Origin of the sequence: Klebsiella sp. C283, from assembly GCF_048822555.1 — a bacterium.
Lineage (GTDB): Bacteria > Pseudomonadota > Gammaproteobacteria > Enterobacterales > Enterobacteriaceae > Klebsiella > Klebsiella quasipneumoniae.
On record NZ_JBMEZS010000001.1, the window covers coordinates 580,242 to 604,830 of the forward strand.

At 57.3% G+C, this 24,589-nt stretch carries 25 protein-coding genes, 1 tRNA gene and 1 pseudogene; 13 read left to right on the forward strand and 14 right to left on the reverse strand.

Translation table 11 applies throughout. The annotated features are described in order from the left end of the window. Window positions 1–5: 5 nt before the first annotated feature. Entirely contained in the window at window positions 6–464 is a 459-nt protein-coding gene (gene mgsA, locus ACOI7Z_RS02645) for a methylglyoxal synthase (protein ID WP_004201439.1), read from the reverse strand. 154 nt (window positions 465–618) lie between these two features. Here mgsA and ACOI7Z_RS02650 point away from each other — a divergent pair, with 154 nt between their 5' ends. Then, the gene (locus ACOI7Z_RS02650; protein WP_004201441.1) at window positions 619–1,032 is read left to right on the forward strand and encodes a CoA-binding protein; all 414 of its coding nucleotides are present in this window, start codon (window positions 619–621) and stop codon (window positions 1,030–1,032) included. Window positions 1,033–1,060: 28 nt separating this feature from the next. Here ACOI7Z_RS02650 and hspQ read toward each other — a convergent pair whose 3' ends face one another. Further along, the gene (hspQ, locus tag ACOI7Z_RS02655; protein ID WP_023289058.1) at window positions 1,061–1,378 is read right to left on the reverse strand and encodes a heat shock protein HspQ; all 318 of its coding nucleotides are present in this window, start codon (window positions 1,376–1,378) and stop codon (window positions 1,061–1,063) included. Between the two features lie 59 nt (window positions 1,379–1,437). Then, window positions 1,438–2,640, reverse strand: a complete 1,203-nt coding sequence (gene rlmI / locus ACOI7Z_RS02660) for a 23S rRNA (cytosine(1962)-C(5))-methyltransferase RlmI (protein ID WP_023289059.1) — start codon at window positions 2,638–2,640, stop codon at window positions 1,438–1,440. 190 nt (window positions 2,641–2,830) lie between these two features. Between rlmI and ACOI7Z_RS02665 the strand changes: the two genes are divergently transcribed. From ACOI7Z_RS02665 to yccX, 3 genes are read left to right on the forward strand one after another with little or no spacing between them, the layout of a single operon-like run. Beyond that, complete coding sequence (locus tag ACOI7Z_RS02665; protein WP_086075744.1) at window positions 2,831–3,385, forward strand: YbhB/YbcL family Raf kinase inhibitor-like protein; 555 nt, start codon at window positions 2,831–2,833, stop codon at window positions 3,383–3,385. A 17-nt stretch (window positions 3,386–3,402) separates the two neighbouring features. Continuing rightward, entirely contained in the window at window positions 3,403–4,191 is a 789-nt protein-coding gene (locus ACOI7Z_RS02670) for an AraC family transcriptional regulator (RefSeq protein WP_023289061.1), read from the forward strand. Window positions 4,192–4,239: 48 nt separating this feature from the next. After that, entirely contained in the window at window positions 4,240–4,521 is a 282-nt protein-coding gene (yccX, locus tag ACOI7Z_RS02675; protein WP_004201446.1) for an acylphosphatase, read from the forward strand. On the opposite strand, the gene tusE is transcribed toward yccX, so the two are convergent. Together tusE and yccA are read right to left on the reverse strand one after the other, a co-directional pair. Further along, complete coding sequence (gene tusE, locus ACOI7Z_RS02680) at window positions 4,518–4,847, reverse strand: sulfurtransferase TusE (RefSeq protein ID WP_004201447.1); 330 nt, start codon at window positions 4,845–4,847, stop codon at window positions 4,518–4,520. The two genes, yccX and tusE, sit on opposite strands and share 4 nt — an antisense overlap. 87 nt (window positions 4,848–4,934) lie before the next feature. Next, entirely contained in the window at window positions 4,935–5,594 is a 660-nt protein-coding gene (yccA, locus tag ACOI7Z_RS02685) for an FtsH protease modulator YccA (protein WP_002898458.1), read from the reverse strand. 268 nt (window positions 5,595–5,862) lie between these two features. Here yccA and ACOI7Z_RS02690 point away from each other — a divergent pair, with 268 nt between their 5' ends. The 4 genes from ACOI7Z_RS02690 to ACOI7Z_RS02705 all read left to right on the forward strand — a co-directional run bounded on the left by ACOI7Z_RS02690 (window position 5,863) and on the right by ACOI7Z_RS02705 (window position 10,876). After that, entirely contained in the window at window positions 5,863–7,515 is a 1,653-nt protein-coding gene (locus ACOI7Z_RS02690; protein WP_087849023.1) for an ABC transporter substrate-binding protein, read from the forward strand. Window positions 7,516–7,634: 119 nt separating this feature from the next. Continuing rightward, window positions 7,635–7,722: transfer RNA gene (locus ACOI7Z_RS02695), tRNA-Ser, on the forward strand. A 322-nt stretch (window positions 7,723–8,044) separates the two neighbouring features. Continuing rightward, complete coding sequence (locus ACOI7Z_RS02700) at window positions 8,045–10,471, forward strand: glycogen/starch/alpha-glucan phosphorylase (protein WP_087849022.1); 2,427 nt, start codon at window positions 8,045–8,047, stop codon at window positions 10,469–10,471. 63 nt (window positions 10,472–10,534) lie between these two features. Continuing rightward, window positions 10,535–10,876 (forward strand): STAS domain-containing protein, encoded by a 342-nt coding sequence (locus tag ACOI7Z_RS02705; RefSeq protein WP_065881799.1) that lies wholly within the window; start codon window positions 10,535–10,537, stop codon window positions 10,874–10,876. 44 nt (window positions 10,877–10,920) lie between these two features. Here ACOI7Z_RS02705 and ACOI7Z_RS02710 read toward each other — a convergent pair whose 3' ends face one another. Beyond that, window positions 10,921–11,730: an EAL domain-containing protein gene (locus ACOI7Z_RS02710; RefSeq protein ID WP_223822591.1), complete on the reverse strand. Its 810-nt coding sequence runs from the start codon at window positions 11,728–11,730 to the stop codon at window positions 10,921–10,923. Between the two features lie 114 nt (window positions 11,731–11,844). Then, window positions 11,845–12,456, reverse strand: a pseudogene (locus ACOI7Z_RS02715) (CSS-motif domain-containing protein); the annotation flags it as partial. A gap of 402 nt (window positions 12,457–12,858) precedes the next feature. On the opposite strand from ACOI7Z_RS02715, the gene ACOI7Z_RS02720 reads away from it, so the two are divergent. The 4 genes from ACOI7Z_RS02720 (at window position 12,859) to ACOI7Z_RS02735 (ending at window position 17,645) form a co-directional block, all read left to right on the forward strand. Next, complete coding sequence (locus ACOI7Z_RS02720) at window positions 12,859–13,875, forward strand: iron ABC transporter substrate-binding protein (RefSeq protein WP_065881796.1); 1,017 nt, start codon at window positions 12,859–12,861, stop codon at window positions 13,873–13,875. Between the two features lie 21 nt (window positions 13,876–13,896). Next, a complete protein-coding gene (locus ACOI7Z_RS02725) occupies window positions 13,897–15,471 on the forward strand; it encodes an ABC transporter permease (RefSeq protein WP_168380165.1) in 1,575 nt (524 codons plus the stop codon). 1 nt (window position 15,472) lies between these two features. After that, window positions 15,473–16,501, forward strand: a complete 1,029-nt coding sequence (locus ACOI7Z_RS02730; RefSeq protein WP_023289069.1) for an ABC transporter ATP-binding protein — start codon at window positions 15,473–15,475, stop codon at window positions 16,499–16,501. A gap of 244 nt (window positions 16,502–16,745) precedes the next feature. Further along, window positions 16,746–17,645, forward strand: coding sequence for a GGDEF domain-containing protein (locus ACOI7Z_RS02735; RefSeq protein ID WP_087849020.1), 900 nt, complete (start codon window positions 16,746–16,748; stop codon window positions 17,643–17,645). A gap of 17 nt (window positions 17,646–17,662) precedes the next feature. Here ACOI7Z_RS02735 and ACOI7Z_RS02740 read toward each other — a convergent pair whose 3' ends face one another. After that, window positions 17,663–18,496 carry a helix-turn-helix transcriptional regulator gene (locus ACOI7Z_RS02740; protein ID WP_087849019.1) on the reverse strand — a complete coding sequence of 278 codons (834 nt, stop codon included), beginning with the start codon at window positions 18,494–18,496 and terminating at the stop codon, window positions 17,663–17,665. Then, window positions 18,493–18,642, reverse strand: a complete 150-nt coding sequence (locus tag ACOI7Z_RS02745) for a hypothetical protein (RefSeq protein WP_158238152.1) — start codon at window positions 18,640–18,642, stop codon at window positions 18,493–18,495. Before ACOI7Z_RS02745 ends, ACOI7Z_RS02740 begins: the two co-directional genes overlap by 4 nt. 115 nt (window positions 18,643–18,757) lie before the next feature. Between ACOI7Z_RS02745 and ACOI7Z_RS02750 the strand changes: the two genes are divergently transcribed. Next, entirely contained in the window at window positions 18,758–19,525 is a 768-nt protein-coding gene (locus tag ACOI7Z_RS02750) for a phytanoyl-CoA dioxygenase family protein (protein ID WP_023289072.1), read from the forward strand. 13 nt (window positions 19,526–19,538) lie between these two features. On the opposite strand, the gene ACOI7Z_RS02755 is transcribed toward ACOI7Z_RS02750, so the two are convergent. Genes ACOI7Z_RS02755 through ACOI7Z_RS02775 form a run of 5 tightly spaced genes read right to left on the reverse strand, consistent with a single transcriptional unit; the run spans window position 19,539 to window position 24,502 of the window. Further along, complete coding sequence (locus tag ACOI7Z_RS02755) at window positions 19,539–19,880, reverse strand: PTS fructose-like transporter subunit IIB (protein WP_023289073.1); 342 nt, start codon at window positions 19,878–19,880, stop codon at window positions 19,539–19,541. Between the two features lie 15 nt (window positions 19,881–19,895). After that, entirely contained in the window at window positions 19,896–20,771 is an 876-nt protein-coding gene (locus tag ACOI7Z_RS02760; RefSeq protein ID WP_087849018.1) for a [formate-C-acetyltransferase]-activating enzyme, read from the reverse strand. Further along, complete coding sequence (locus tag ACOI7Z_RS02765; RefSeq protein ID WP_087849017.1) at window positions 20,737–23,034, reverse strand: formate C-acetyltransferase; 2,298 nt, start codon at window positions 23,032–23,034, stop codon at window positions 20,737–20,739. Before ACOI7Z_RS02765 ends, ACOI7Z_RS02760 begins: the two co-directional genes overlap by 35 nt. Window positions 23,035–23,084: 50 nt before the next feature. After that, window positions 23,085–23,405, reverse strand: coding sequence for a PTS fructose-like transporter subunit IIB (locus ACOI7Z_RS02770; RefSeq protein ID WP_023289076.1), 321 nt, complete (start codon window positions 23,403–23,405; stop codon window positions 23,085–23,087). Between the two features lie 20 nt (window positions 23,406–23,425). Beyond that, the gene (locus tag ACOI7Z_RS02775; protein ID WP_087849016.1) at window positions 23,426–24,502 is read right to left on the reverse strand and encodes a PTS fructose transporter subunit EIIC; all 1,077 of its coding nucleotides are present in this window, start codon (window positions 24,500–24,502) and stop codon (window positions 23,426–23,428) included. Between the last annotated feature and the right edge of the window lie 87 nt (window positions 24,503–24,589).

A 24,589-nucleotide genomic window follows, 5' to 3' on the forward strand; every position in this document is an offset into this window, starting at 1 on the left:
TTCGATTATTTCAGGCGCTCGGCAAGATATCGCGGATAATCCGGGATCAGAATATCGAGCGGTTGAGCGAAGTGCGGCGACTGGATAATAAAGTCGGCGGTGGAGACGTTAGTGGCGACCGGAATGTTCCAGACCGTGGCCAGACGCAGCAAGGCTTTGACATCCGGGTCGTGGGGAACGGCGTTCAGCGGATCCCAGAAGAAGATCAGCACGTCGATTTTCCCTTCTGAAATGAGGGCACCCACCTGCTGGTCGCCGCCCATCGGGCCGCTCAGCATGGCATTGACCTCCAGCCCGGTAGCCCGGGAGACCAGGTTGCCGGTAGTGCCGGTGGCGTACAAAACATGTTGCGCCAGCAGCGCCTGATGGCGAGCAACCCATTTCATCAGCATATCTTTACAGTGATCGTGAGCCACCAGCGCGATATGTTTTTGCGCAGGCAGGGTACGTGTTGTCAGTTCCATATTTTCATTCCGCATTTTGACCTGCTGACAGATTACTGAATGTGGCTGTCGCTGCAAGCATCAGGGATGAAAATTTTGCTGAATCTGCGGGTTAGCCTGGATGGCCCCCTGCTGCGGATTAGCATACACTTAGGTGAAATAGCAGGAGGAAACCATGAAAGAGAACGATATTGCCGATATCCTGACCTCGACACGGACGATTGCGCTGGTCGGCGCCAGCGACAAACCTGACCGTCCGAGCTACCGGGTCATGAAGTATCTGCTGGATCAGGGGTATCACGTTATCCCGGTTTCGCCGAAGGTGGCAGGCAAGACGCTGTTGGGGCAGCAGGGCTATGGAACGCTTGCCGATGTTCCGGAAAAGGTCGACATGGTTGATGTCTTCCGTAATTCAGAAGCGGCATGGGGCGTGGCGCAGGAGGCGATTGCTATCGGCGCGAAAACGCTGTGGCTGCAGCTGGGGGTGATCAATGAACAGGCCGCGGTGCTGGCCCGAGAAGCCGGGTTAAACGTGGTGATGGATCGTTGTCCGGCCATTGAGCTACCGCGACTGGGATTAGCAAAATAACAAAAAACCCCGCCTGGCGGGGTTTTGTTTAATTGCGAAGGCGCGGCGCCTGCAACTGCTGACGAATTGTTTTGGCCAGCTCGTCGAGGGACGGCTGCTCCGGATGTTCGTCGCGGGGTTCGCTGCTCAGCTGCGCTTCTGCCAGATAGGTATGGATGGGTTGGCCATCATCATCTTCCATCACTACATGGTACCAGGGGGCCGCGCGCAGTTCGTCATTGGCGGCAATTTCATCCTCTTCCGGTTCCGCGAGCGAGTACTCGGGATCGACATCGACGATGACGCCCAGGTAGCCCAAGAGCGTATGGCGGACCTGTTGGCCGATACCGAATTTGCTGGCTATCACAGGCACCTCCTGGGAAACATGAATACTCCCTATATGAGGCTCATGTTTCGTTTTTCAAGTTACATGACGCGACAGGCAAACCCCTTCAGATACAGCCCTTCCGGATAGGTTGCGATCACCGGATGGTCGGCAGCCTGACGGAACTGTTCTATAAATTGTACATCACGTCCGGCATCAATTGCGGAATCCGCGATGATTTTCTGAAATAAATCGGTGGTCATCAGGCCGGAGCAGGAGAAGGTCAGCAGCACGCCGCCGGGGTTCAGCAGCTGGATCGCCAGCATATTGATGTCTTTATAGCCACGGCAGGCGCCCATCAACTGGCTTTTATTTTCTACGAATTTCGGCGGATCCATCACGATGACGTCGAATTTCTCCCCTTGATCGCGGTATTTACGCAGCAGTTTGAACACGTCGTCGCGCACAAACTCCGCTTTGGACAGATCCAGTCCGTTGAGCTCCACGTTCTGGCGCGCAACGTCGAGCGCCTCCTGCGAGGTATCCACGCTGGTGACCTGGCGGCAGCCGCCCATCAGCGCCGACACCGCAAAGCCGCCGGTATAAGAGAAGCAGTTCAGCACCCGTTTGTCCGCCACATAGCGACGGGTCGCCAGGCGACTGTCGCGCTGGTCGAGGTAGTAGCCGGTTTTGTGCCCGCCCTGGATATCGACCAACAGCTTCATGCCGTGCTCAGCGATCGGCAGCAGCGCTGGCGGAAGTTCGCCCACTACCGGCCCCTGGGCCAGCTCCAGCCCCTCTTTTTTACGCACCGCGACATCGCTGCGATCGTAAATGGCGCAGTCTGGGAACAGGCTCTGCAGGGCGCTGATGATGGCGGCGCGCTGGTATTCGGCGCCTGCGCTGAGGAGCTGCAGCACGAAAAAGTTGCCAAAGCGGTCGATTGTCACGCCCGGCAGCCCATCGGACTCGCCGGCGATCAGACGGTAGCTGTCGAGGCCATCGCGCTCGGCCAGCCAGGCACGCCAGGTTTGCGCCTGCTGCAGGCGGCGTTCAAAGAAGGCGTTATCAATGGCTTCGTTGCGATCGAAGGTCCACACGCGGGCGCGGATCTGCGACGACGGCGAGTAAGCGCCGCGGGCCAGCCATTTTCCCTGATGGTCAACGATATCGATGGTTTCACCGCTGCGGGCTTTACCTTCCATGCGGGCGACGCCGCCGGAGAAAATCCACGGATGGCGACGCAGCAGGGATTTTTCGCGTCCTTTGGCTAACACTAAGCGGGGGAATAGGGAATCTGTCATGGAGCTACCTTTAAGCAACGGGAATGTCGGCACCGAAAAATGGCGCGTAGATTAGCACACCTGGCGCATACAAGCATCTTTCCCCCGCCAGGCGCGGTTGAGCGTTTCGGCACAAAATGCAGGCGCTTCAGCACATTCACTTTGCGCGGCGTTTCATACTCTGTCTTCTCACCCCCAGGAGGAGAAGACGATGAAAACAGGTATGCGGATAGTTGTGGCGATGGTTGCGGCAGTGAGCAGTGGCGCGATGGCTGCGCCGTTTAGCGTGAGCAGCAATGATATGCGTGACGGGCAGCCGCTGGCCCAGAAGCACTGGTTTACCGGTTTCGGCTGCACAGGAGGCAATGTCTCTCCACAGCTGGCATGGAAAAACGCCCCGGCAGGCACGCGCAGCTTCGCGGTCACCGTCCGGGATCCTGATGCGCCTACCGGCAGCGGCTGGTGGCACTGGACGTTAGTCAATATTGCCAGCAGCGTCTCTTCTCTGCCCGCTGGCGCGGGAGATAAAAACAGCGCTACACTGCCGAACGGAGCGGTACAGGGCCGCAACGATTTTGGCTATGCCGGCTTCGGCGGCGCCTGCCCGCCGGCGGGAGATAAACCGCATCGCTACCGTTTTACGGTGTGGGCGCTGGATATCCCCACGCTGCCGGTGAACGCCGATGCCAGCGGGGCGCTGGTCGGGTATCTGTTACACAGCCATGCTCTCGCCAGCGCCCAGTTGACGGCGACGGCCGGGCGCTAAAATAAAAGGTTGGTCGGATGGAGAGTATTCATTTTCAGCATAACGCCCTGACCGCCGCGGAGATCACCACCCGACGGCTATGCAGGCTGCATCGGGTGCGTCTGTTCGCCCCGGCGCTCTGTCGGGTAAAGCGCGGCAGCAAGGTGATTGTGCAAGGGGAGAGCCGGGTGCTGGCGACCCCGCAACAGCTGATTGTTTTGCCGGCTGACGTTGAGCTGGAGGTGATTAACCAGCCGGAGAATGGCCTCTTTTGCTCCGATCTGCTGTCGCTGACGCCCGAGCTGTTGACGGCGTTCAAGACCCGCTATGTCAGTGAACCACCGCCCGGGCGTCTGACCTCGCTCTGCGCCCCGGTGACGACTGAGCTGGCGTTTATGTGGCAAAGCGTTCTGCAGGCGGTGCGGGAAGGCTTGTCCCCCTCTCTGCAGCAGCATCAGACCATGGGCCTGCTGCTGGCCTTGCACGAGGCGGGTTATGCCGGCCCGCTGCTCGTCGAGCGGCAGCAGGATCTGTCGGCGCAGGTTCGACAACTGGTCATGCTGTCGCCAGCGCAAGCGTGGAGCGTGTCGCGGGTAGCGAAAATGCTCTTTCTCGGCGAGTCCACTCTGCGCCGTCGGCTGCAGCAGGAATCGCAGAGTTTTCGCCAGATTGTCGAGGAGGTGCGGATGGCCCATGCCCTGGGGCAGCTGCAGACCACTTCGCGGCCCATCGGGGAAATTGCGCAGAACAGCGGATATCAGTCGGGATCGCGCTTTACCGCGCGCTTCCGTCAGCACTATGGTTTACTGCCAAAGCACGTACGCTGAATGAATTTGCTATCCTCAGCGTAAAGGGTGAGCGAAAAGGAGACGATGATGGCCAGTATCTGCACGATGGCATGGGTTTACGGTTCGGTTCAGGGCGTAGGATTTCGCTATTCGACACAGCGGGAAGCGCTGCAGCTGGGATTGACCGGCTATGCCCGTAATCTGGACGACGGCGGCGTGGAAGTGCTTGCCTGCGGCGAGGCGGAGCAGGTGGAGAAACTCATCGCCTGGCTGAAAGCCGGTGGGCCGCGCAGCGCGCGGGTTGACCGAGTGTTGACTGAACCCCATCAACCCACCCGCAGCTGGGACAAGTTCGCGATCCTCTATTAGATGCACTTCACCGGCTTCGGCAGACCGGCGATTTTGGTCGCTTGTTTGGCGGGGCCTTTCGGAAACAGGCGATAGAGATAGCGGCTGTTGCCTTTCTCTTCGCCAAACTTGTTGGCCATCGCCTTTACCAGCATGCGGATCGCTGGTGAGGTGTTGAATTCAAGGTAAAACTCGCGTACAAAGCGCACCACTTCCCAGTGCTCAACGGCGAGCGTTATCCCTTCCTGCGCGGCGATGACGTCGGCCATCGCCTCGCTCCACTGGGTGGTATCTTTCAGATAGCCTTCGCTATCCGTCTCAATTTCGTTGCCTTCAAAAATAAACATAATTTTTCACATACCGCCTGAAACTGGCAGCAGTGTAGCAAAAAAAAAGGCCCCACATAAGCGAGGCCTTTGTTAGCAGGGGAACGGTTAGTCCCGGCTGGCGAAGCCCAGGATGCTCAGCAGGCTGACAAAGATGTTGTACAGCGAGACATACAGGCTGACCGTGGCGCGAATGTAGTTGGTTTCACCACCGCGGATGATGTTGCTGGTCTCGAACAGGATGGCGCCCGAAGAGATCAGGATGAACACCGCGCTAATCGCCAGGTGCAGCGCCGGCAGCTGCAGGAACAGATTAGCGACCATACCAATCAGCACCACGACCACGCCGGCCATCAGCATCCCGCCGAGGAAAGACATATCTTTGCGCGTCGTCAGCACGTAGGCCGAGCAGCAGAAGAAGACCAGCGCCGTACCGCCCAGCGCCAGGCCGATCAAATCGCCCATGCCGGCAGAAAGGTACGCGTTCAGCATCGGTCCAAGGATATAGCCGAGGAACCCGGTGAAGGCGAAGGCGGAAATAATCCCGGTGGGCTTATTCGCCGTTTTATAGGTCAGGAACATCAGACCGTACATCCCCACGAGGGTTAAAATCAGCCCCGGGGAAGGAAGCATCAGCACCGTGCTGGCGGTAGCGGTGATGGCGGAAAACGCCAGCGTCAGGCTGAGCAGGAAGTAGGTGTTACGCAGAACCTTGTGCGTGCTGAGCAGCGAGGAACGGTCACGCGATGATGTAATTATGCGATCCATGAGTCACTCTCTTATGACAGATGTAATTAGGTATAAAGAATAAGAAAAACAAGCGTGAAGCCCTAATGCTTTTACCCATCTTTACTTAGCTTTTGCCGCTTTTGACTAGCATATAATTCTGCATGGATTGGAAAAAGCGATATGTTTTCGCGTTTCGCTTCGGTGAGCCGATCGAAATCTTATAGGTTACTGAAAAATATTGCTTTATTGAAATTCTGCGACTAAGTGTGGAAGGGGGAATAACTCCGTACGTTAAAGGCAAAGGGAAATGACATTACATCAAAGCAATCACATCACGCGAACGCTGCTGGCAGTCAGTATGATAGCAATGATCGGCGGGGCGCAGGCGGCGCAGGTGCCGCCGGGCACCCAGCTGGCGGAAAAGCAGGAGCTGGTCAGAAATAACGGCAGTGAACCAGCCTCGCTCGATCCGCACAAAGTCGAGAGCGACGTTGAAAATAATATTATTAGCGATCTCTTCGAAGGTCTGGTCAGCGTATCGCCTGCGGGGGCGGTCGAGCCCCGGCTGGCGGAACGCTGGGAAAACAAGGACAACCAGCTGTGGACCTTCCATTTACGTCCCGGTCTGACCTGGTCCGACGGCACGGCCATCACGGCGCAGGATATCGTCTGGAGCTGGCAACGGCTGGTCTCGCCGGCCACCGCCTCCCCCTATGCAAGCTACCCCGGCAATATGCATATCACCAACGCCCGAGAGATTGCCCTGGGGCAAAAGGGCCCCGAGACGCTGGGGGTGAAAGCCCTAAACGACACCACGCTGCAGGTCACCCTGACTCAGCCGAATGCTGCCTTCCTGGCGATGCTGGCGCACCCCGCGCTGGTGCCGATCGACAAAGTGCTGGTGGAGCGTTTTGCCGATAAATGGACCCGGCCAGAGCATATCGTCACCAGCGGGCCCTATAAGCTGACCCAATGGGTGGTGAATGAACGGCTGGTGGCTGAACGTAATGTGAAGTACTGGGACAATGCGCACACGGTTATCAATAAAGTCACTTACCTGCCAGTCTCTTCCGAGGCCGCCGATGTTAATCGCTACAAAGCGGGGGAGATCGATATTGTTTACACGGTGCCGATCAATCAGTTTGCGCAGTTGCAGAAAACCATGGGCGACCAGCTGGACGTTTCGCCACAGCTGGCGACCTATTACTACGAGTTCAATACCACCCGGCCGCCGTTTAACGACGCGCGCGTGCGTCGGGCGCTGAATATGGCGCTTGATAAAGATATCATTGCCGGAAAAGTACTCGGCCAGGGCCAGCGCCCGGCCTGGGTGATCAGTCAGCCGGATATTGGCGGCGTGACGCTACACAACCCGGACTATGCCAGCTGGCCGCGCGAGAAGCGGATTGCCGAGGCGAAAAAACTGCTGGCGCAGGCGGGGTACGATGAGCGGCACCCACTGGTCTTTACCCTGCTATATAACACCTACGAGTCACATCAGCGCATCGCCATCGCCGCCAGCTCTATGTGGAAGAAAAACCTCGGCGTCGAGGTGAAGCTGCAGAACCAGGAGTGGAAGACGATGCTGGATACGATGCATACGCATAATTTTGACGCCGTCCGCTACGCGTGGATTGCCGACTACGACGATGCCGCCTCCTTCCTCAATACCTTCCGCACCGGGGATAGCGAGAACACCAGTCAGTACAGCAACCCGGCATACGATGAGGCGCTGCACAACGCGGCGAAAGCCGCCGACGTGGCGACCCGCGGCAAATACTATCAGCAGGCGGAAGATCTGCTGGCGCAGGATGTCCCCGCCATTCCGGTCTATCACTATGTGCGTACCCATTTAGTGAAGCCCTGGGTGGGCGGCTTCACGCCGGACAAGCTGGGGTACTACTACACCAAAGATATGTACATAAAGAAACTGCCGTCCACGAGCGGCGATGGGCGCTGATTTTCTGTGCGAACTGCCTGAAATTCAGACGAATAACACAGATTTGTTTGTTTTTAAGGCAGTTGAACAAAATGGTGCTTTACAGCATCCGCCGAGGTGTTTATAGTGCGCCTCACACCGGAAGTGTGGCCGAGCGGTTGAAGGCACCGGTCTTGAAAACCGGCGACCCGAAAGGGTTCCAGAGTTCGAATCTCTGCGCTTCCGCCATATAAAAGAAGGGGTTACCGAAAGGTAACCCCTTTTTGCTTTTCCCTTTGACCATCCCAACCGCGCTTCATCCTGACCTTCGACTTCGTAAACCCGCCATGCGAAATCTCGTTGACTCTGTCAGCGCCGCAGCGTAATCAGCTGGCGAAAATAAAACCACCAATCCGTTTAAAAGGAGGAATGTTAATTGTTCCGAAGCACGATATAAGCGAATTGATGCTCAGGAATAAAAAACTTTCCGCAAAAAAACTTCGTCTATACTTGGAAAAATGATGATTTACCTGCCACGGTTTTACGCAGAAAAGAGACCAGTGAGGTCAGCATGCCTGTCATTAATCCGCAAGATATCAAAGAATTACGGGCGTTGGTTGAAGAGCAATTAAAATACACGCTGTGTGTCAGCTTAAATAAAGCCACGCAAGGCGATATTTTTAACGCGGTGGCGCTGGCCATTCGTCATTTTCAGCAGGACCATTTTCTGTCGAGCCAGGCGCGGCAGCGCGAAGCGCGAAAAAAGCGAGTTTACTACCTGTCGATGGAGTTTTTACTCGGCCAGTCGCTGCGTAATAACCTGGTGAATGTGAATTTACTGTCGGAGATGCGCCAGGTGGTCAATGACCTGGGGTTTGATCTTGAACGGCTCCTTGACGAGGAGCCTGACGCCGCGCTGGGTAACGGCGGGTTAGGGCGCTTAGCCGCTTGCTTTATCGACTCGATGGCCACCCTTGACATTGCAGCGTCCGGGCATGGCATCAAATACGAATATGGCCTTTTTCGCCAGTCCTTTCAAAACGATCAGCAGATCGAACATCCTGATGACTGGCACTCCATGCATTCCCCATGGCTGGTGGAGCATCACGCCCAGCACATTCTAATCCCGCTGGGGGGGTATATCGAGCACAGCGAAGATATTGATGGTAATTACAACCCGATGTGGCTCGGCTGGAAAACTATCGTTGGTATTCCCCATGACTATTTTGTTTCCGGCTACCGGGATACGACCACCAACAAGCTGCGTCTCTACAGCGCGGTAGCCTCTGACTCCTTTAATATCCATATTTTTAATCGCGGCGATTATATCAAGGCGGTGAGTGAAAAAATCGCCTCGGAGAATATTTCAAAAATACTCTATCCTTCCGATGAGGTGCTGACCGGAAAAGAGCTGCGGCTGACCCAAGAATATTTTCTGGTGGCCTGTACGCTGCGGGATATATTTCGTGACTACGCTGAGGTTAATGACGACATTACTTTGCTGGCGCAGCATGTGGCTATTCAGCTTAATGACACCCATCCGGCATTGGCGGTGGTGGAGCTGATGCGGATCCTCGTGGACGAATACCGACTGCCCTGGGAGCAGGCGTGGGAGATAACGCAAAATACCTGCGCCTACACCAATCATACGCTGATGCCGGAAGCGCTGGAGACCTGGCCGGTGTCGTTGTTTGAGAAACTTCTGCCGCGTCATTTGCAGATTATATTTGAGATTAACCACCGTTTTCTCGAAGCGGTGGCCCGGCGCTGGCCGGATAAAAATCATCTGTTATCTTCGCTGTCTTTAATTGACGAACATCATGATAAGCAAATCCGCATGGCTAATCTGGCCATTGTCGGTAGCCATCGCGTGAATGGGGTGGCGTGGCTGCACTCAGAATTGGTCAAAAAACAGCTGGTGCCTGACTTCTATTTTATCACCCCGGAGAAATTCATTAATCAGACCAACGGCGTCACACCGCGTCGTTGGGTGCAGCAGGCTAACCCTGGGCTGGCAGAATTTTTGCACCAACAATTGGGGGAGGGGTGGCCAACCGATTTACCCCAGCTCTCCCGTCTGGAAAACCTGGTCGACGATCCGGCCGTTATTGACAATATCCGGGCCATAAAATTTGCCAACAAAACCGCGCTCAGCCAGCTGGTGGCGCAACGCTACGGCATCCCGCTGGATCCGCTGGCCATGTTTGACTGTCAGGTCAAACGTATTCACGAATACAAACGACAGTTACTCAATATTCTTCACGTGATCGCGCTGTACCTGGAGATCAAAGAGGCAGGGAGAACGATTGCGCCTAAGGTCCATTTGTTTGCGGGTAAAGCGGCGCCGGGCTACCGGATGGCGAAGCTGATTATTCAGTTGATTAATACCGTTGCCCGAAAAATTAACAGTGACCCGCAGGTCGCCGGGCAGCTTAAAGTGGTTTTCCTCGAAGATTATAAAGTCTCGCTGGCGGAAAAAATTATTCCCGCCACGGATCTCTCTGAGCAAATTTCCACCGCCGGGACCGAGGCGTCCGGCACCAGCAATATGAAGTTTGCCATGAACGGCGCGTTAACTATCGGCACCTATGATGGGGCGAATATCGAAATCCGCGAGGCAGTGGGAATCGATAATTTTTATCTTTTTGGCGCGGTGGCGGAAGAGATTGAAGAGAGCCGACGCCTCGGGCATCACCATGCGTTCTATCATCAGAATCCGGCTATCGCGCGAGTGGTCGATAGCCTGGTGTCCGGGCAGTTTACCGCCGATCGCGAACGGTTTGCGCCGCTGCATCAGATGCTGACGGGGGCCGATCATTATTGCCATCTGCTGGATTTCGACAGTTATTGTCAGGTGCAACAGCAGGCGATGGCTGATTTTGAACAACCGGATCGCTGGCACCGCCGGGCCTTGCTCAACATTTGCCGGATGGGGGAGTTTTCCAGCGACAGAACTATCCGCGGCTACGCCAGGGATATCTGGGGCATTACCCGCTAAAAAAGCACACGCCGAACAGAACTGAGTCGCGTTGACAGGTGTCAGCCAACATTGAGGATAAAGATGAACGTTGAATTACATACTGAGCAGGGTGTCAAAATTATCGTGCCCCTGGTGCGTCGACTGGATGCTTCCGTTGTCTCGGCGTTTAAGCAGCAGGTCCTCGAGGCCATCGACGGGGAGACGAAAAACGTACTGCTGGATCTGAGCCATGTCGAGTTTATCGACAGCAGTTGCCTGGGCGCCCTGGTATCCATACTCAAGAGCGTCAGTGGGCAGGGAGAGCTGGTGCTGTGTTCGCTCAACGGGACGATCCAGGACCTGTTCAAGCTTACCCGTATGGATCGTATCTTTTCTATTAAAGAGAACCGTCAGGAGGCGCTGAACCTGTTTGCTCAGGGATAAGGTGTGTGCAGGGCAGGATTGCCGCCGGGTTACTGACCGCCCGCTTATTCTTCGATAATCCGTGCCTTCGGTTTACTCAGCAGGAGCATCACCAGCGCGACGTAGGGCATCGGCTTCCAGAAGAAGTAGCCCTGCAGCAGAGGAATATTCTGGCGATTGAGGTAATCCAGCTGGGCCTGGGTTTCAACGCCCTCGGCAATGATGCGCAGTGAAAGCGTTCGGGCCATCTCTATCACGCAGTCCAGCAGCTTGCTTGACGGCGTCTCTCCGGTCACGCGACCGACAAAGCTCTGATCGATTTTAATGTAATCAAACACCAGTTCGTGCAGATAGGAAAGCCCGGAATAGCCGGTACCAAAGTCGTCCAGCGCGATGGAAAACCCGCAGTTGTGTAACCTGTTGAGCTTGTCGACCACCGCCCCATTGAGTAACAGCGGTTCCTGCTCGGTGATCTCCAGCATCAGCTTTACCGCTTTACCCTCAAAGCCGCGCTGAAAGTGCAGACAATCATCGATAAACGTCGGGGAGTTAATATGCGACGCGCTGATGTTGAGGCCGATATGAAACCCATCCGGTAGTTTATTAAAGAGCGGTCTCATCTGGGCGGTTACCTGCGCCATCAGGCTGCGGGTCAGCGGAATAATTAAGCCGGTACGCTCGGCCAGCGGTATAAATTCAGCAGGTGAACGCGAGGGCGTGGTGGTGTTTTGCCAGCGTGCCAGTATTTCCACACCGTATATCTCACCGGTTTTCCCGTTCACCAAAGGCTGGTAGTAGGGAATGATATAGCCCTGGGTGATGGCGTAGCGCAACTTTTCCTCTTCAGAGGTGTAAACATTGAGAAATTTACGCATCAGAAAATAAAACAGCAGCGAAACAGAGAAAATAAAAATCAGCAAACCGGCGCCATTATTCACCAGGCGTCCGGGGCTTAAAAAAGATGACTCGGGATAGGTAATGCGAAACGGATAGGCCGGCGAGGTAAAAACGCTCCGGCTTGGATCAGCAGCCTGTGGCTGGACATCGCCATGCCTGGCAATCATTTGATCCTGAACCCATAGGGCCAGCCCGTTGCTATCCGAATCGCTATATAGCGCATCGCGCAGATGGACGTCGCTGATAGTGACAATCACCCGGATCTGTGCTGAGTGCGTCTGATAGATCAGTACCGGACGCTTATTGACCATCATTCTGGCCGGGAGCAGCATCAGAGGTTCGTCAGATAATGACACAGGGCTGAGCGTCAGGACCCGGTTGCCGGGCAGGGACGAGCACCACACCTTGCCCTCTTTTATCAGCATAATGGTGCGCAGATGCGGCTGCAGGGCGGCCTCCGTTCCGAGCTGAAACTGACCCTGCTCCGAGCACCCGCTGCGGCTAACGTTCATCGCCGTCACCGTTGCGGTGCGGGCCTCATCCAGAATAACGGCGATTTTCGTCGCCGCCTGGCGGGCGGCGGCGACATGGGCAGCCTGGTCGGAATGCCACAGTTGCCAGTTAATGACGAACACGCCAGCCAGAAACACCACCAGCGCGAGGGAAAAGGCAATCCATGCGTTTCGCCGCTTTATCTCTTTCATTTATCGTGCGTGCCAGGGTGAGTGTGCATAAAGTTAACCATCCCTCTGACGGTAAAGGCTTTTTAATGATCGTAGAAGGAGGATATCTTTCGTGATGACGGCGCATATTAAAAACATGATCAGTATCACAATACCCGCCGGCAAAGACCGCAGATAACGTGCAGAGGCGGCTGCTCTGTCACGAAGGCAATAAAATAATCGCAGCTTAATGTTTTCTTAATCTAAATTTCGGGAACGGATGGTTTTAAGCATTTTCTAATCCCTAATAACAGACCGGCGCTATTTTTTGCTTTTTTAAGTTTATGATAATTGTTTTCATTATCATTCTTTTTTTGCTGTGATTTAATCCTCTCCGCTCAGGCTATTTACCATTAATTGCCCTATTTCATTAAGGATGCGTTCATGAAATCTCGCTTATCGCCCCTCCGCACGGCAGCGCTGGTTGCCGCTTCTCTGTTTCTGGCGCCGCAAGGGATGGCGGCTGACGGTCAGGACGGGATTGTGGTCTACAACGCCCAACACGAAAATCTGGTGAAGTCGTGGGTGGATGGATTTACGAAAGAGACCGGTATTAAAGTCACGCTGCGCAATGGTGATGACAGCGAGCTGGGTAATCAGCTGGTTCAGGAAGGCGCCGCGTCGCCAGCCGATGTGTTTCTGACCGAGAACTCGCCGTCGATGGTGCTGGTTGATAATGCCAAACTTTTCGCCCCGCTGGATGCGGCTACCCTGCAGCAGGTTCCGGCGCAGTACCGCCCTCAGCACGGTCGCTGGATCGGCATCGCCGCGCGCAGCACCGTCTTCGTCTATAACCCGGCGAAAATCAGCGAGGCGCAGCTGCCGCAGTCGCTGATGGATCTGGCAAAACCGGAGTGGAAGGGCCGCTGGGCGGCTTCGCCATCGGGGGCGGATTTCCAGGCTATCGTCAGCGCGATGCTGGCGCTGAAGGGTGAGCAGGCGACCCTCGACTGGCTGAAGGCGATGAAAACCAACTTTGTCGCCTATAAAGGCAACAGCACGGTGATGAAAGCGGTCAACGCCGGGCAGATCGACGGCGGGGTGATCTACCATTACTATCGCTTCGTTGACCAGTCAAAAACCGGCGAGAACAGCAAAAACACCCAACTGTATTACTTCAAACACCAGGATCCAGGGGCCTTCGTCAGCATTTCCGGCGGCGGCGTGCTGGCCTCCAGCAAACATAAAGCGCAGGCGCAGGCCTTTATTAAATGGATCACCGGTAAGCAGGGACAGGATGCGCTGCGCACTAATAACGCCTTCGAATATGCGGTGGGGGTAGACGCGGCCTCTAACCCGAAACTGACCCCGCTGAAAGATCTGGATGCCCCGAAGGTAGAACCTTCCTCGCTGAACAGTAAAAAGGTCATTGAACTGATGACGCAGGCTGGCCTGCTCTGATCCTGAGGAAGTGATGTTGCTATGTCTGTTCTGAGTCTGTCGCTCGGAAAGAAAACAGGACGCCTGCCCGAGCGCAGGCGTCCTGCATTTCCGATGGTTGCCTTAGCGCTCCTGTTTTCATTGCTGGCGCTGTTGCCGTTAGGGTTTGTGGTGGCGGTCGGATTCGATACCGGCTGGCCGACAATCAAAGCGCTGGTCTTTCGCCCACGGGTAGGCGAGCTGCTCAGCAATACCCTGTGGCTGACGGTGCTGGCGGTCCCCATCAGCATTGTGCTTGGCGTGACGCTGGCCTGGCTGACGGAACGTACCGTGCTGGCCGGGCGGCAGTTGTGGTCGGCGCTGGCGGTGGCCCCGCTGGCCATTCCAGCCTTTGTTCAGAGCTACGCGTGGGTCAGCGCTGCGCCCTCGCTGCATGGCCTGGGCGCCGGGGTGTTTCTTTCCGTGCTGGCCTACTATCCGTTTATCTATATGCCGGTAGCGGCCGTGCTGCGCCGACTCGATCCCACGCTTGAAGATGTCGCCGCATCGCTGGGCACTCCGCCGTGGAAAGTGTTCTTTCGGGTGGTGCTCCCGCAGCTGCGGCTGGCTATCTGCGGCGGTGCGCTGCTGGTGGCCCTGCATCTGCTGGCGGAATATGGTCTGTATGTGATGATCCGCTTCGATACTTTCACTACCGCCATTTACGATCAGTTCCAGTCGACCTTCAGCGGTCCGGCCGCCAATATGCTGGCGGGCGTGCTGGCTCTGTGCTGTCTGGCGATCCTGCTGCTGGAGAGCGCTTCGCGCGGTAAAGCGCGCTATGCGCGTATCGGCGCCGGGGCGGCGCGCGAGCAGAAGCGCCTGGTGCTGGGTAAAGGGGCCGCTTTCGGCGCGCAGCTGCTGCTTCTGTTGCTGGTGTTGCTGGCGATGGGGGTGCCGTTGCTGGTCCTGGGACGCTGGCTGTGGCTGGGCGGTATCGACAACTGGCTGCATGCCGATCTGTGGCATTCCCTGCGTCAAACGCTGCTGCTGGGGGCGGGCGGGGCGCTGCTGACGACGGTCTGCGCGATCCCCATCGCCTGGCTCGGCGTGCGCTATCCGCGTCCGCTGTTCCGCCTGCTGGAGGGGTGTAATTACATCACCAGCTCGCTGCCCGGCATCGTGACCGCGCTGGCGCTGGTCACCGTCACCATCCACTATGCCCGTCCGGTGTACCAGACCGAAGTGACGCTGTTTCTGGCCTATTTGCTGATGTTTATGCCGCGGGCGCTGATTAACCTGCGCGCCGGTATCGCCCAGGCGCCGGTGGAGCTGGAAAACGTCGCCCGCAGTCTCGGACGCAGCCCGGCCCGCGCCCTGTGGAGTATCACCATGCGGCTTGCCGCCCCGGGGGCGGCCGCCGGCGCCGCGCTGGTGTTCCTCGGCGTCAGCAATGAGCTGACCGCCACGCTGCTGCTCTCGCCGTTAGGCACCCGCACGTTGTCGACCGGATTCTGGGCGTTAACCAGCGAGATCGACTACGTGGCGGCGGCGCCCTACGCGCTGTTGATGATCGTCATTTCGCTGCCGCTGACGGCGGTTCTCTATATGCAGTCGAAAAAAATGGCAGGGTTGTAACATGCTGGAATTGTCTTCTGTTTCGAAATCCTTCGCCGACGCGCAGGTCCTCGATAATATTCATCTTCAGGTGGCGCCGGGTAGCCGGACGGCTATAGTGGGTCCGTCGGGTTCGGGAAAAACCACGCTGCTGCGCATTCTCGCCGGTTTCGAAACGCCCGACAGCGGGCGGATCGTGATGCACGGCGCGCCGCTGTTTGCCGAGGGCGTGTTTGTTCCTGCCCACCAGCGACGGATCGGCTACGTTCCGCAGGAGGGGGCGCTGTTTCCTCACCTCAATGTGGCGGACAATATCGCCTGGGGGCTGGACGCCAGCCGCGAGGAAAAACGTCGCCGGGTGGGCGCGCTGATGGAGATGGTCGCCCTCGACCACAGCCTGGCGCGCCACTGGCCGCATGAGATCTCCGGGGGCCAGCAGCAGCGTGTGGCTCTGGCTCGCGCCCTGGCCCAGCAGCCGGCGCTGATGCTGCTCGATGAACCCTTTTCTGCCCTGGACACCGGACTGCGCGCCAGCACGCGCAAAGCGACCGCCGATCTGCTGGCGGAGACCGGTATCGCCTCGATTCTGGTGACCCATGACCAGACCGAAGCGCTGTCGTTCGCCACACAGGTGGCGGTGATGCGCCAGGGGCGTTTCGCCCAGGTGGGGACCCCGCTGGCGGTTTACGCGCAGCCGGTGGATGAAGAGACGGCGCTGTTTCTCGGCGATGCCCTGATCCTCCCCGCACGGCTGAGCCCCGGGCGGGCCAGCTGCGCGCTGGGCGACCTGGCGACAGACGCAGGGCATCCTGCTGGTGAAGGTAAGGTGATGTTGCGTCCGGAACAGCTGAGCGTCAGCGTGAGCGGGCCGCAGGAAAGTACCGCCACCATCCGCGATGTTGATTTCTCCGGCCAGCTCTCCACACTGACGCTGTCGATGTCCGGGCACGATCGGCCGATTGTCCTGCGAACCGTAAGCCAGCCGGCGTGGCAGCCCGGCGCGACGGTGCGACTGACGGTCAGCGGCAAGGCGCGAGTGTTCAGCGGCTAATCTCTGAGCAGGTGCCGCCGGTTATCGGTGGCGCCGCACGGAAAGCTAATCAGCTGATGGATTTAGCCGATAGTATCCGCGCCACTGACCTCGTCGCCATGGAGTGGTAGTACGTTGGAACAATTCCGCGGGGTCAGTCTACCTCACCGCCGTTTTGTCGGCGCGTCGCTTTTTCATTCGTCCCGCTGCGCTTAACTGCTATCCTGTCCCGCGATCGGCCCTGTGGTTACCATGAGACATCGCTATGCCTGAATGCCTTATTCCTGCGAAACGCCCCATTCCGTCCGCTTTGGCGCGGGGTACGCTACTGCCTGCGCTGCTGGTTATCGTCGCCGTCGCTGTCGGCTGTGCGCTGGTGTCGCCGCCCATCGGCACGTGGCGAGAAATCCTGGCCAACCCCGGGCTCTATATCGATATGCTGGCGCTGCTGTTTCTGGTGTTTATGCTGTGGAGCTCAGCGAAGGTGCGGATGAGCCATATTGCCGTCAACTGGGTGCGCTATGGGCTGCTGCTGTGGATTGCCGGCGGCACGTTTGATGTGATGGATGAGATGGTGGTTCAGCCGCGCTGGATGGGCTATTACTGCGAAGATCTGCTGCGCCTCTCCGGGATGCTGCTGACCGTGGTGGGCGTCTACAAAATTATTGAGCGCATCAACCTGCTGTACGTTGACGCGCGCTCGCAATCCCTAAAAGATGAGCTCACTCAGTTGCCCAACCGCCGCTTTTTTATCGATACCATTCGCGAAAAGTCCGGACATGCCTTGGGGCTCATGATCCTGGATATCGATTTTTTTAAGAAAATCAACGATACCTGGGGCCACCTGGTGGGGGATGAAGTGTTATTTTCCCTGGGGAAACAGCTGGCGAAACTGACCAGCGAGCAGGTCCTGCCGGCGCGTATCGGTGGGGAAGAGTTTGCCATTATCGTCGATGGCCTGTCGGAGCCTGAGCTGCACGATCTGGCGCAGGCGATCCTCGAGAATGCCCGCACCATCCTGATCAATCATCAAACACCGCTGTCGATCAGCATTGGCGTCGGAACCTGGCGGCCGGGCGAAGCGCAGGAGACGTTTATCCGCAAAGTCGACGAGGCGTTGTACAAGGCCAAGCACAACGGGCGCGGGCGCGTGGAGTGGGCGTAATATTCCGACACGGCAGGTTAGGCCTGCTGCGCGCTGCGGCAGTGTCGCCGATACTCTGACGGCGAACGCTCGGTGTAGCGTTTGAAGACCCGGCAAAAATAGTTGCTGTCGACAAAGCCGCAGTTATGGGCGATCTCTTTCACCTTCAGGTCATAGCCGCGCAGCAACTGTTTTGCCTTTTCAAGACGCACCCGGGTCAGATATTCGTTAAATCCCACCGAGCCTGATTTCTGAAAAATATGCGAAAGATAGTTGGGCGTGATGTGAAAACGTCTGGCCACTGATTCCCGCGTCAGCGGCAGGCTCAGATTTTCCTCGAGATAGTCCTGAACGGCAAGAAACAGATCCCGGCTGCGACTGACGCGCATTTCCAGCCCAACCAGCTGTTCGCGACAGTGGCTCAGTAGCGCGGCGACCACCAGCCGGGCGGTCAGCGGATCGGGCTGCAGGCTGACTTCATTCAGGCTCAGCAGCAGGTAAGAGCCCACGCGCGGCCCGAGGCGGGCAACGCTTTGCTTCTCCGTGTGCAGGCTTTTCCCGTCCCAGCGCTGAATACTGAATCCCAGTTTCTGCCTGCCAAACAGGATACTCAAGGTAGTGGCCGGGCCGGTCCACTGCGGCAGCGTCCACTTTCCCGCCTGCACGTAGAGTACCTGCAGCGCGGTTAACGTCGAAGCGGCTAGCGGCAGCCCCTGTTCATTAAGCTGACCCTCCAGCACAATTTCCAGACGTGGAAACGGTACGTTGAAGGCAAGGGCAGGCACGGAGATATCCGGCTCAGGAAATCTCACCTGTAAGCGATCTTTTTGACCGATTAACCGATGCAGTATATTTGGCAGATCTTCAATCATTCTTTGCCCTCAGCATGCGCATTATCCTGTTGATGATAATCTATTTTTTCCTCCCCGGCAGCGTTTGTTAAGCCATTTTGCGCGGTGGATTCCCGGTCAGCTACAGCACCGGCATCGCCGAAAACGTGATTGTTGACGCCCATCACACTTTGTTGGCTCGCGTACGTATGTCCAGTTTTTCGTAGCGCTCGCCTCCTGTCATGCCGCGGATGGACCAGTAGAGTTTGTTTGTGTTATCGGAACGTTAAAAAGGAACGCAACATGAACTCATCATCAGCTAGCTTTCTCGATGCGTTAGGCGCCAGCCTGGCGCTCAGCGCGCAAATGAAACACGAGCTCGACACCCTCGGCTACACCGTTGTGCATAACGTCGTTGACGCTCAGTGGCTGAGCGAAATGCGACGGCTAATTGATACCCTGGTTGAGCGCGAAGGTGACAATCTGGCGATGGAACATCATCAGGAAGCGACCGCGACGCGGATCGCCAACCTGGTGAATAAGGGGGTTATCTGGGAGAAAGTCTGGGCTCATCCGCTGATCCTCTCCGCCTGCCGCTATATCTTCAACGGCGATTTTAAAGTCTCCAGCCTGAACGCGCGCGAGGCGTTATATAACGGCGGCCACCAGCCGCTGCACGCCGACTGGAAAAAGCCGCGCCCGGATTTTCCCAAAGTCCACCTGGTGAATACCATCTGGGCGATAGACGATTTGAGCGCCGCCAACGGCGCGCCGCGGATTATCCCCGGTACCCACCTGCGTCCTGAGCTCCCGGAAGAGGTACTGGCCGACCCGGAGCAGGCCCACCCTGATGAAATCGTGTTTGCTGCGCCGGCCGGGAGCGTGATGATTTACAACGCTCACGCCTGGCACGGCGGCACGCGTAATCGTGAGGGCAGCAGACGACGGGTGCTGCATGGGTTATACATCGATCGCGCGGATACGCCGCAGCAGGACCAGCGGCGCTGGCTGACGCCCGAGACGGCCAGCCGCCTGACGCCAGCGCAAAAGTGGTTGCTGGATGTAGAGTAAGGCCCGTCGCCGGTCAGGGAAGTTCAACATAGACGACCGGCTTTTTCATGATGCTTTTTACGGCCTCGACGATCTGCTGCGGCTGCAGCAGGAAGCTCTTGATGCTGGTTTTAATCGTCCGCAGGCCGCGAAAGCGCTGGGCGTCGTCAATTTCGATATCCGTCACCAGCAGCACCACTTCGGCGCGGGCGATATCTTCTGCGGTAATGCGATTTTCAACGCCGAGCGCGCCCTGAGTTTCCACCTTAAGATGCCATTTTTCATGATGACCGACCTTTTCCAGCCGTTCGGCAGCCATATAGGTGTGCGCCACTCCGCTGACGCAGGCGGTGACGGCGATAATATTGAAGTCCATAACATCCTCCTGGCGTTAACCGCCGATAGTGACGTGGAATCCGGCCGCTTCGGCCATTACCCGATAAGGTTGAATGTCCGCTTCGTCAGGCGCTTTCACCCTGGCCAGCGCCCAGGGTTTGCCCAGCAGACGGTATTTGGGCTCGCCGTATTGATGAAATGGCAGCAGGTGCAATTCTGTAAGATTAAAAGGTGCGAGAAAGTTCAGAATCTGGCGAAAATTATCGACGCTCATGGTATAGCCCGGGATCAGCGGCACGCGTGGGATGAGGTTGATCTCTCTAGCCGCCAGCTGGCGAAAATTATCCAGTACCCGCGGCTGATTGATTCGCAGTAGCGACAATGCCCGCTCAGGTTCCATGATTTTAAAATCAAATAACACCTCGTCGCAGGCTTCAGCCACCGGTAAAAAACGGTTGAAGGGCCCGTCGCCAGCGGTTTCGATGGCGGTGCGGATCCCCCACTGGCGCAGGCGCTGGAGAAAGCGGGCGACAAATTCGGCCTGCATGAGCACTTCACCGCCGGAGAGGGTGACACCGCCACCGGAGGCGCGGAAGAAGACTTCATCCTTCAGCACCTCCTGAAGGAGGTTATCCAGCGTCATGTCGCGACCGATCTGCTCCCATGCCCCGGAGGGACACTCGACGACATCCTGCTGGCAGCGGGCGCAACCCAGGCATTTACTCTGCCGGCGCAGGGTCTGGATCCTGGGTGACATTGACTCCGGGTTGGCGCACCACGGGCAGGTGTGGGGGCAGCCTTTGAAAAAGACCACCGTGCGGATCCCCTGGCCATCATTGAGCGAGTAGCGCTGCAGATTAAAAATGCGCGCCCGGTCGGCGCGCGTCTCCATCACCTCACAGCTGATGCGCGGTGCGGCGGATAATGTCATCCTGAATCTCCTTCGACAGCTCAACAAAGAAGGCGCTGTAGCCCGCGACGCGCACCACCAGGCCGGCAAAGTCCTGCGGCCGTTGCTGCGCTTCACGCAGGGTGTCGGCATTGACCACGTTAAACTGAATATGCTGCAGCTTGAGCTTGCAGAAAGCCTGTAAAAAGTCTGCCAGCTTGTTCAGCCCGCCGTCGCCGGCCAGCGTCGCCGGGGTAAATTTAACGTTGAGCAGCGTACCGTTCGACAGCAGATAGTTATCCAGCTTGCTGACTGATTTCAGCACCGCCGTCGGCCCCTGAGCATCCTGGCCGACCATTGGCGACAGGCCGCCGTCCGCTAACTGTTCGCCAGCCAGCCGCCCGTCCGGGGTAGCCCCCACCACCGAGCCCAGCGGCACGTGCGCCGAGACGGTATAGGAGCCGGGCGTAAAACGCCCGCCGCGCGGATTCAGATATTGTTCCACCTCTTTGCAGTAAAAGCGCAGCAGATCGGCGCTGATATTATCGACGTCGTCGATATCGTTGCCGTATTTTTCAAAACGGTTGATCAACCGGGCGCGGATTTTCTCTCCCTCTGGCGTCTGGAAGTTGGCTTTCAGTACCGCCATCAGTTGGTCAAAGCTAAGGCGCTGCTGGTCAAAGACCATCCCCTTCAGGGCATAAAGCGAATCGCTCAGGTTGGCGATCCCGATGCCCTGGACGCCGGAGAAGTTATAGCGCGCTCCGCCGGCGGTGATGTCTTTACCGTGCTGCACGCAATCTTTAATGAACGAGGAGAGGAGAGGCACCGGCGCCCAGTCGCGATGGCCGATATCGCAGATATTGCTGCCCTCGACCATCAGCTTGATGTAATAGCGAATTTTGTCGCGCATCTGGCGGATAAGCCCTTCCCAGCTGACCTCCGGTTGCCCTTCATTTTCCTGCAGGACAAGTTCCATGACCTTCAGCAGGTTGAACATGGCGATATCATGCAGGCCGTAGGTGCGGCCGGGGATCGACAACTCGACGCAGCCGACCACCGCGTAGTCGCGGGCGTCTTCCAGCGACACGCCGCGATTGAGGAAGGCGGGGACCACCACCTCGTCGTTGAAAATCTGTGGAATGCCGGTGCCCAGGCGGATGGTTTCGGCGGTTTTACGCAGGAACGGGCGGTCAATCAGCTCGTTCACTCGCACGCCAAGATTCGGCTGCGGCAATTGCACGTTTTGATAGGCATCGAGGCATAAAAATGACAGCACATTGACCGCGCTGCGCCCGGTTTCCGTTAGCCCACCGAGCAGGGCGGTATACCCGGTGGGAAAACCGGCGAAATAGCGTGCGCTACTGGAGGAGCGCAGCAGGACGATGTCGTTGCATTTTACCCAAAGCGACTCCAGCAGCTCCTTGAGCGACGCCGGATCCTGTCCTTGATTCAGCGACGCCTGATAAAACGGCAGCATGTACTGGTCAAAACGGCCGAGCGAAATGGAGCTGGCATTGGATTCGTACTGCAGAATGATGTTCATATACCAGAACAGCTGGCAGGCATGGGGGAAGTCCGTTGGCCGGTGCTGCGCATTGTGGCGCGAAATCGCGGCGATGGTTAACAGCTCCCGCTGACGCTGCGGATCCTGACAGTGTCCAGCCATCTCCTCGGCCAGCGCGGCGTAGCGCAGAATATGGCGCTGAGAGGCCTCCAGCAGGATCAATACCGCCTGATAAAAAGGGTTATCAGGCTGCCGGGCGCAGTGTGATTGCATCTCCGTAACCAGCGCGTCCAGGCCATTATTCAACAGGTGCGGATAGTCGATAATGATATGGCCCTGGCCTTTATCGGTCTGGTTCACGCTGAATATTTGGGTGTTGACGGCGGCTTTGACCTCGTCGGTCATCTGGCCGTTGATGAAATCTTTCATTGAGCGCTTTTCCCAGTAGGGGAACAGCGTTTCCCGATAAACGCGCTTATCTTCTTCGCTTATTGCGAAGCGGTCCTGCGGTCGGGTCGGGAAGGTGTCGAGCTCGTTAAGCAGCCAGTAGGGATCCATCTCCGGCGACATAATGCCGGCCCGCGGTTTGATGGTACGGTTGCCGGCAATCAGTTCATCATCACGAATCGAAATGTCTACCTTATCGAGGATCCAGGCGGTGGCCTTCGCCCGGCGAATAATCACCGGCTCGCCCTCCGTTTGCCGATGGCTGGCGGTATACAGCAGGGCGCGTTCAAGTGATATTTCGCGCGGTTGGGCGAACAGGCTGGCTTTCAGGCGTTGAGTACGATTCGTCATGACAAACTCCATGTTGTGGCGAAGGGCGCACGGGCGCCCCTTTTAAGGCTTCAGGCTCGTTGGGAAAGGTGGCTGTCTATCTTGTTCATGATCGCGTCGGCGCGTTTGACCGCATCGCTGATATTGACGCGTACGATAGTTTTCCCGGCAAAACGCTCTTCGAATTTGATACCGATATCTTTGGTCAGAATGACCATATCGGCGGCGGCAATCTCTTCCGCGGTCAGCTCGTTTTCAATGCCGATAGAGCCCTGGGTTTCAACTTTGACCTGCCAGCCTTTGGCCTTAGCGGCGCTTTCTAACGATTCGGCGGCCATATAGGTGTGAGCCACACCCGACGGGCAGGCGGTGACAGCGATAATGTGGGTCATAATCTGTTCCTTCCAGTCTGTTAGTTAATTTCAAAATCAAGGTCTAATTCGTCGTCGGCTTTGGCGTCAGACGATTTCTTTTTAGCCAGCGCTTTCAGCGCAATGACGCAGGCGGCGCTGACGCAGGCGCCGACCAGCAGCGCGGCGATAAAGCCGAGTTTGCCCTGGACCACCGGCAGCACGATGAGCCCGCCCCAGCCGGCGTAACACTGGGCGCCCAACAGCGCCGCGGTGACGCAGCCGCTGGCCGCGCCAATCATATTGGCCGGAATAACGCGCAGCGGGTCGGCAGCGGCAAAGGGAATCGCCCCTTCGGTGACCCCGACGCAGCCCATCACCAGCGCCGCTTTGCCGGTTTCCCTCTCTTCGGCGGTGAAATATTTGCGGCCGATCAGCGTCGCCAGTCCCATCCCCAGCGGTGGTACGGCGATGCCGACGGCGGCGATAGCCACTACGCTGTAGACCCCCTGTGAAACGCAGATCAGCATGAAGGCGTAGGCCACTTTGTTCACCGGGCCGCCCATATCAAACGCCAGCATCAGGCCCATAATGATGGCCAGCACCACGATGCTGCCTTCGCGCATGCCCTGCAGCCAGTTGGTCAGGTTTGCCGTGAGCGCGCCTACCGGTTCGCCGAGCCCCCACATCATGATCCCGGCAGTAATAAAGGTGCCGATGATGGGAATAATGAATATCGGCATCACCGAGCGAAGCACCTTGTGGACCGGTATTTTTTTCAGGTAATAGACCACCAGACCGCCGATCATCCCAGCGATTAGCGCGCCAAAGAAGCCGGCGCCGAAGCTGTTACCTACCCAGGCGCCGATGGCGCAGGGGGCCAGCGCGGCGCGGTCGGCGATGGAGTAGCCAATGTACGCGGCGAGAAAAGGGACCATCAGCGTCAGGCCGGCGACGCCGATATCAAACAGTTTCTTCAGGTTGGGATCGGTGGCGGCATCCGGAACCGCACCTTTGCCATACAACATGACGGACACCGCCAGCAGGATCCCGCCGGAGACCACGAAGGGGATCATATGTGACACGCCGGTCATCAGATGCTGGCGAGTATTTTTTAGTATTTGCACCAGTTCGTTCATTGCTTGCTCCTGAGCGCTGTAGGGCCCGTGACAGTATTGATGGCTCAACATTAGAAAAAGGGCGCCGCATAAAACAGTAGAGAAAAA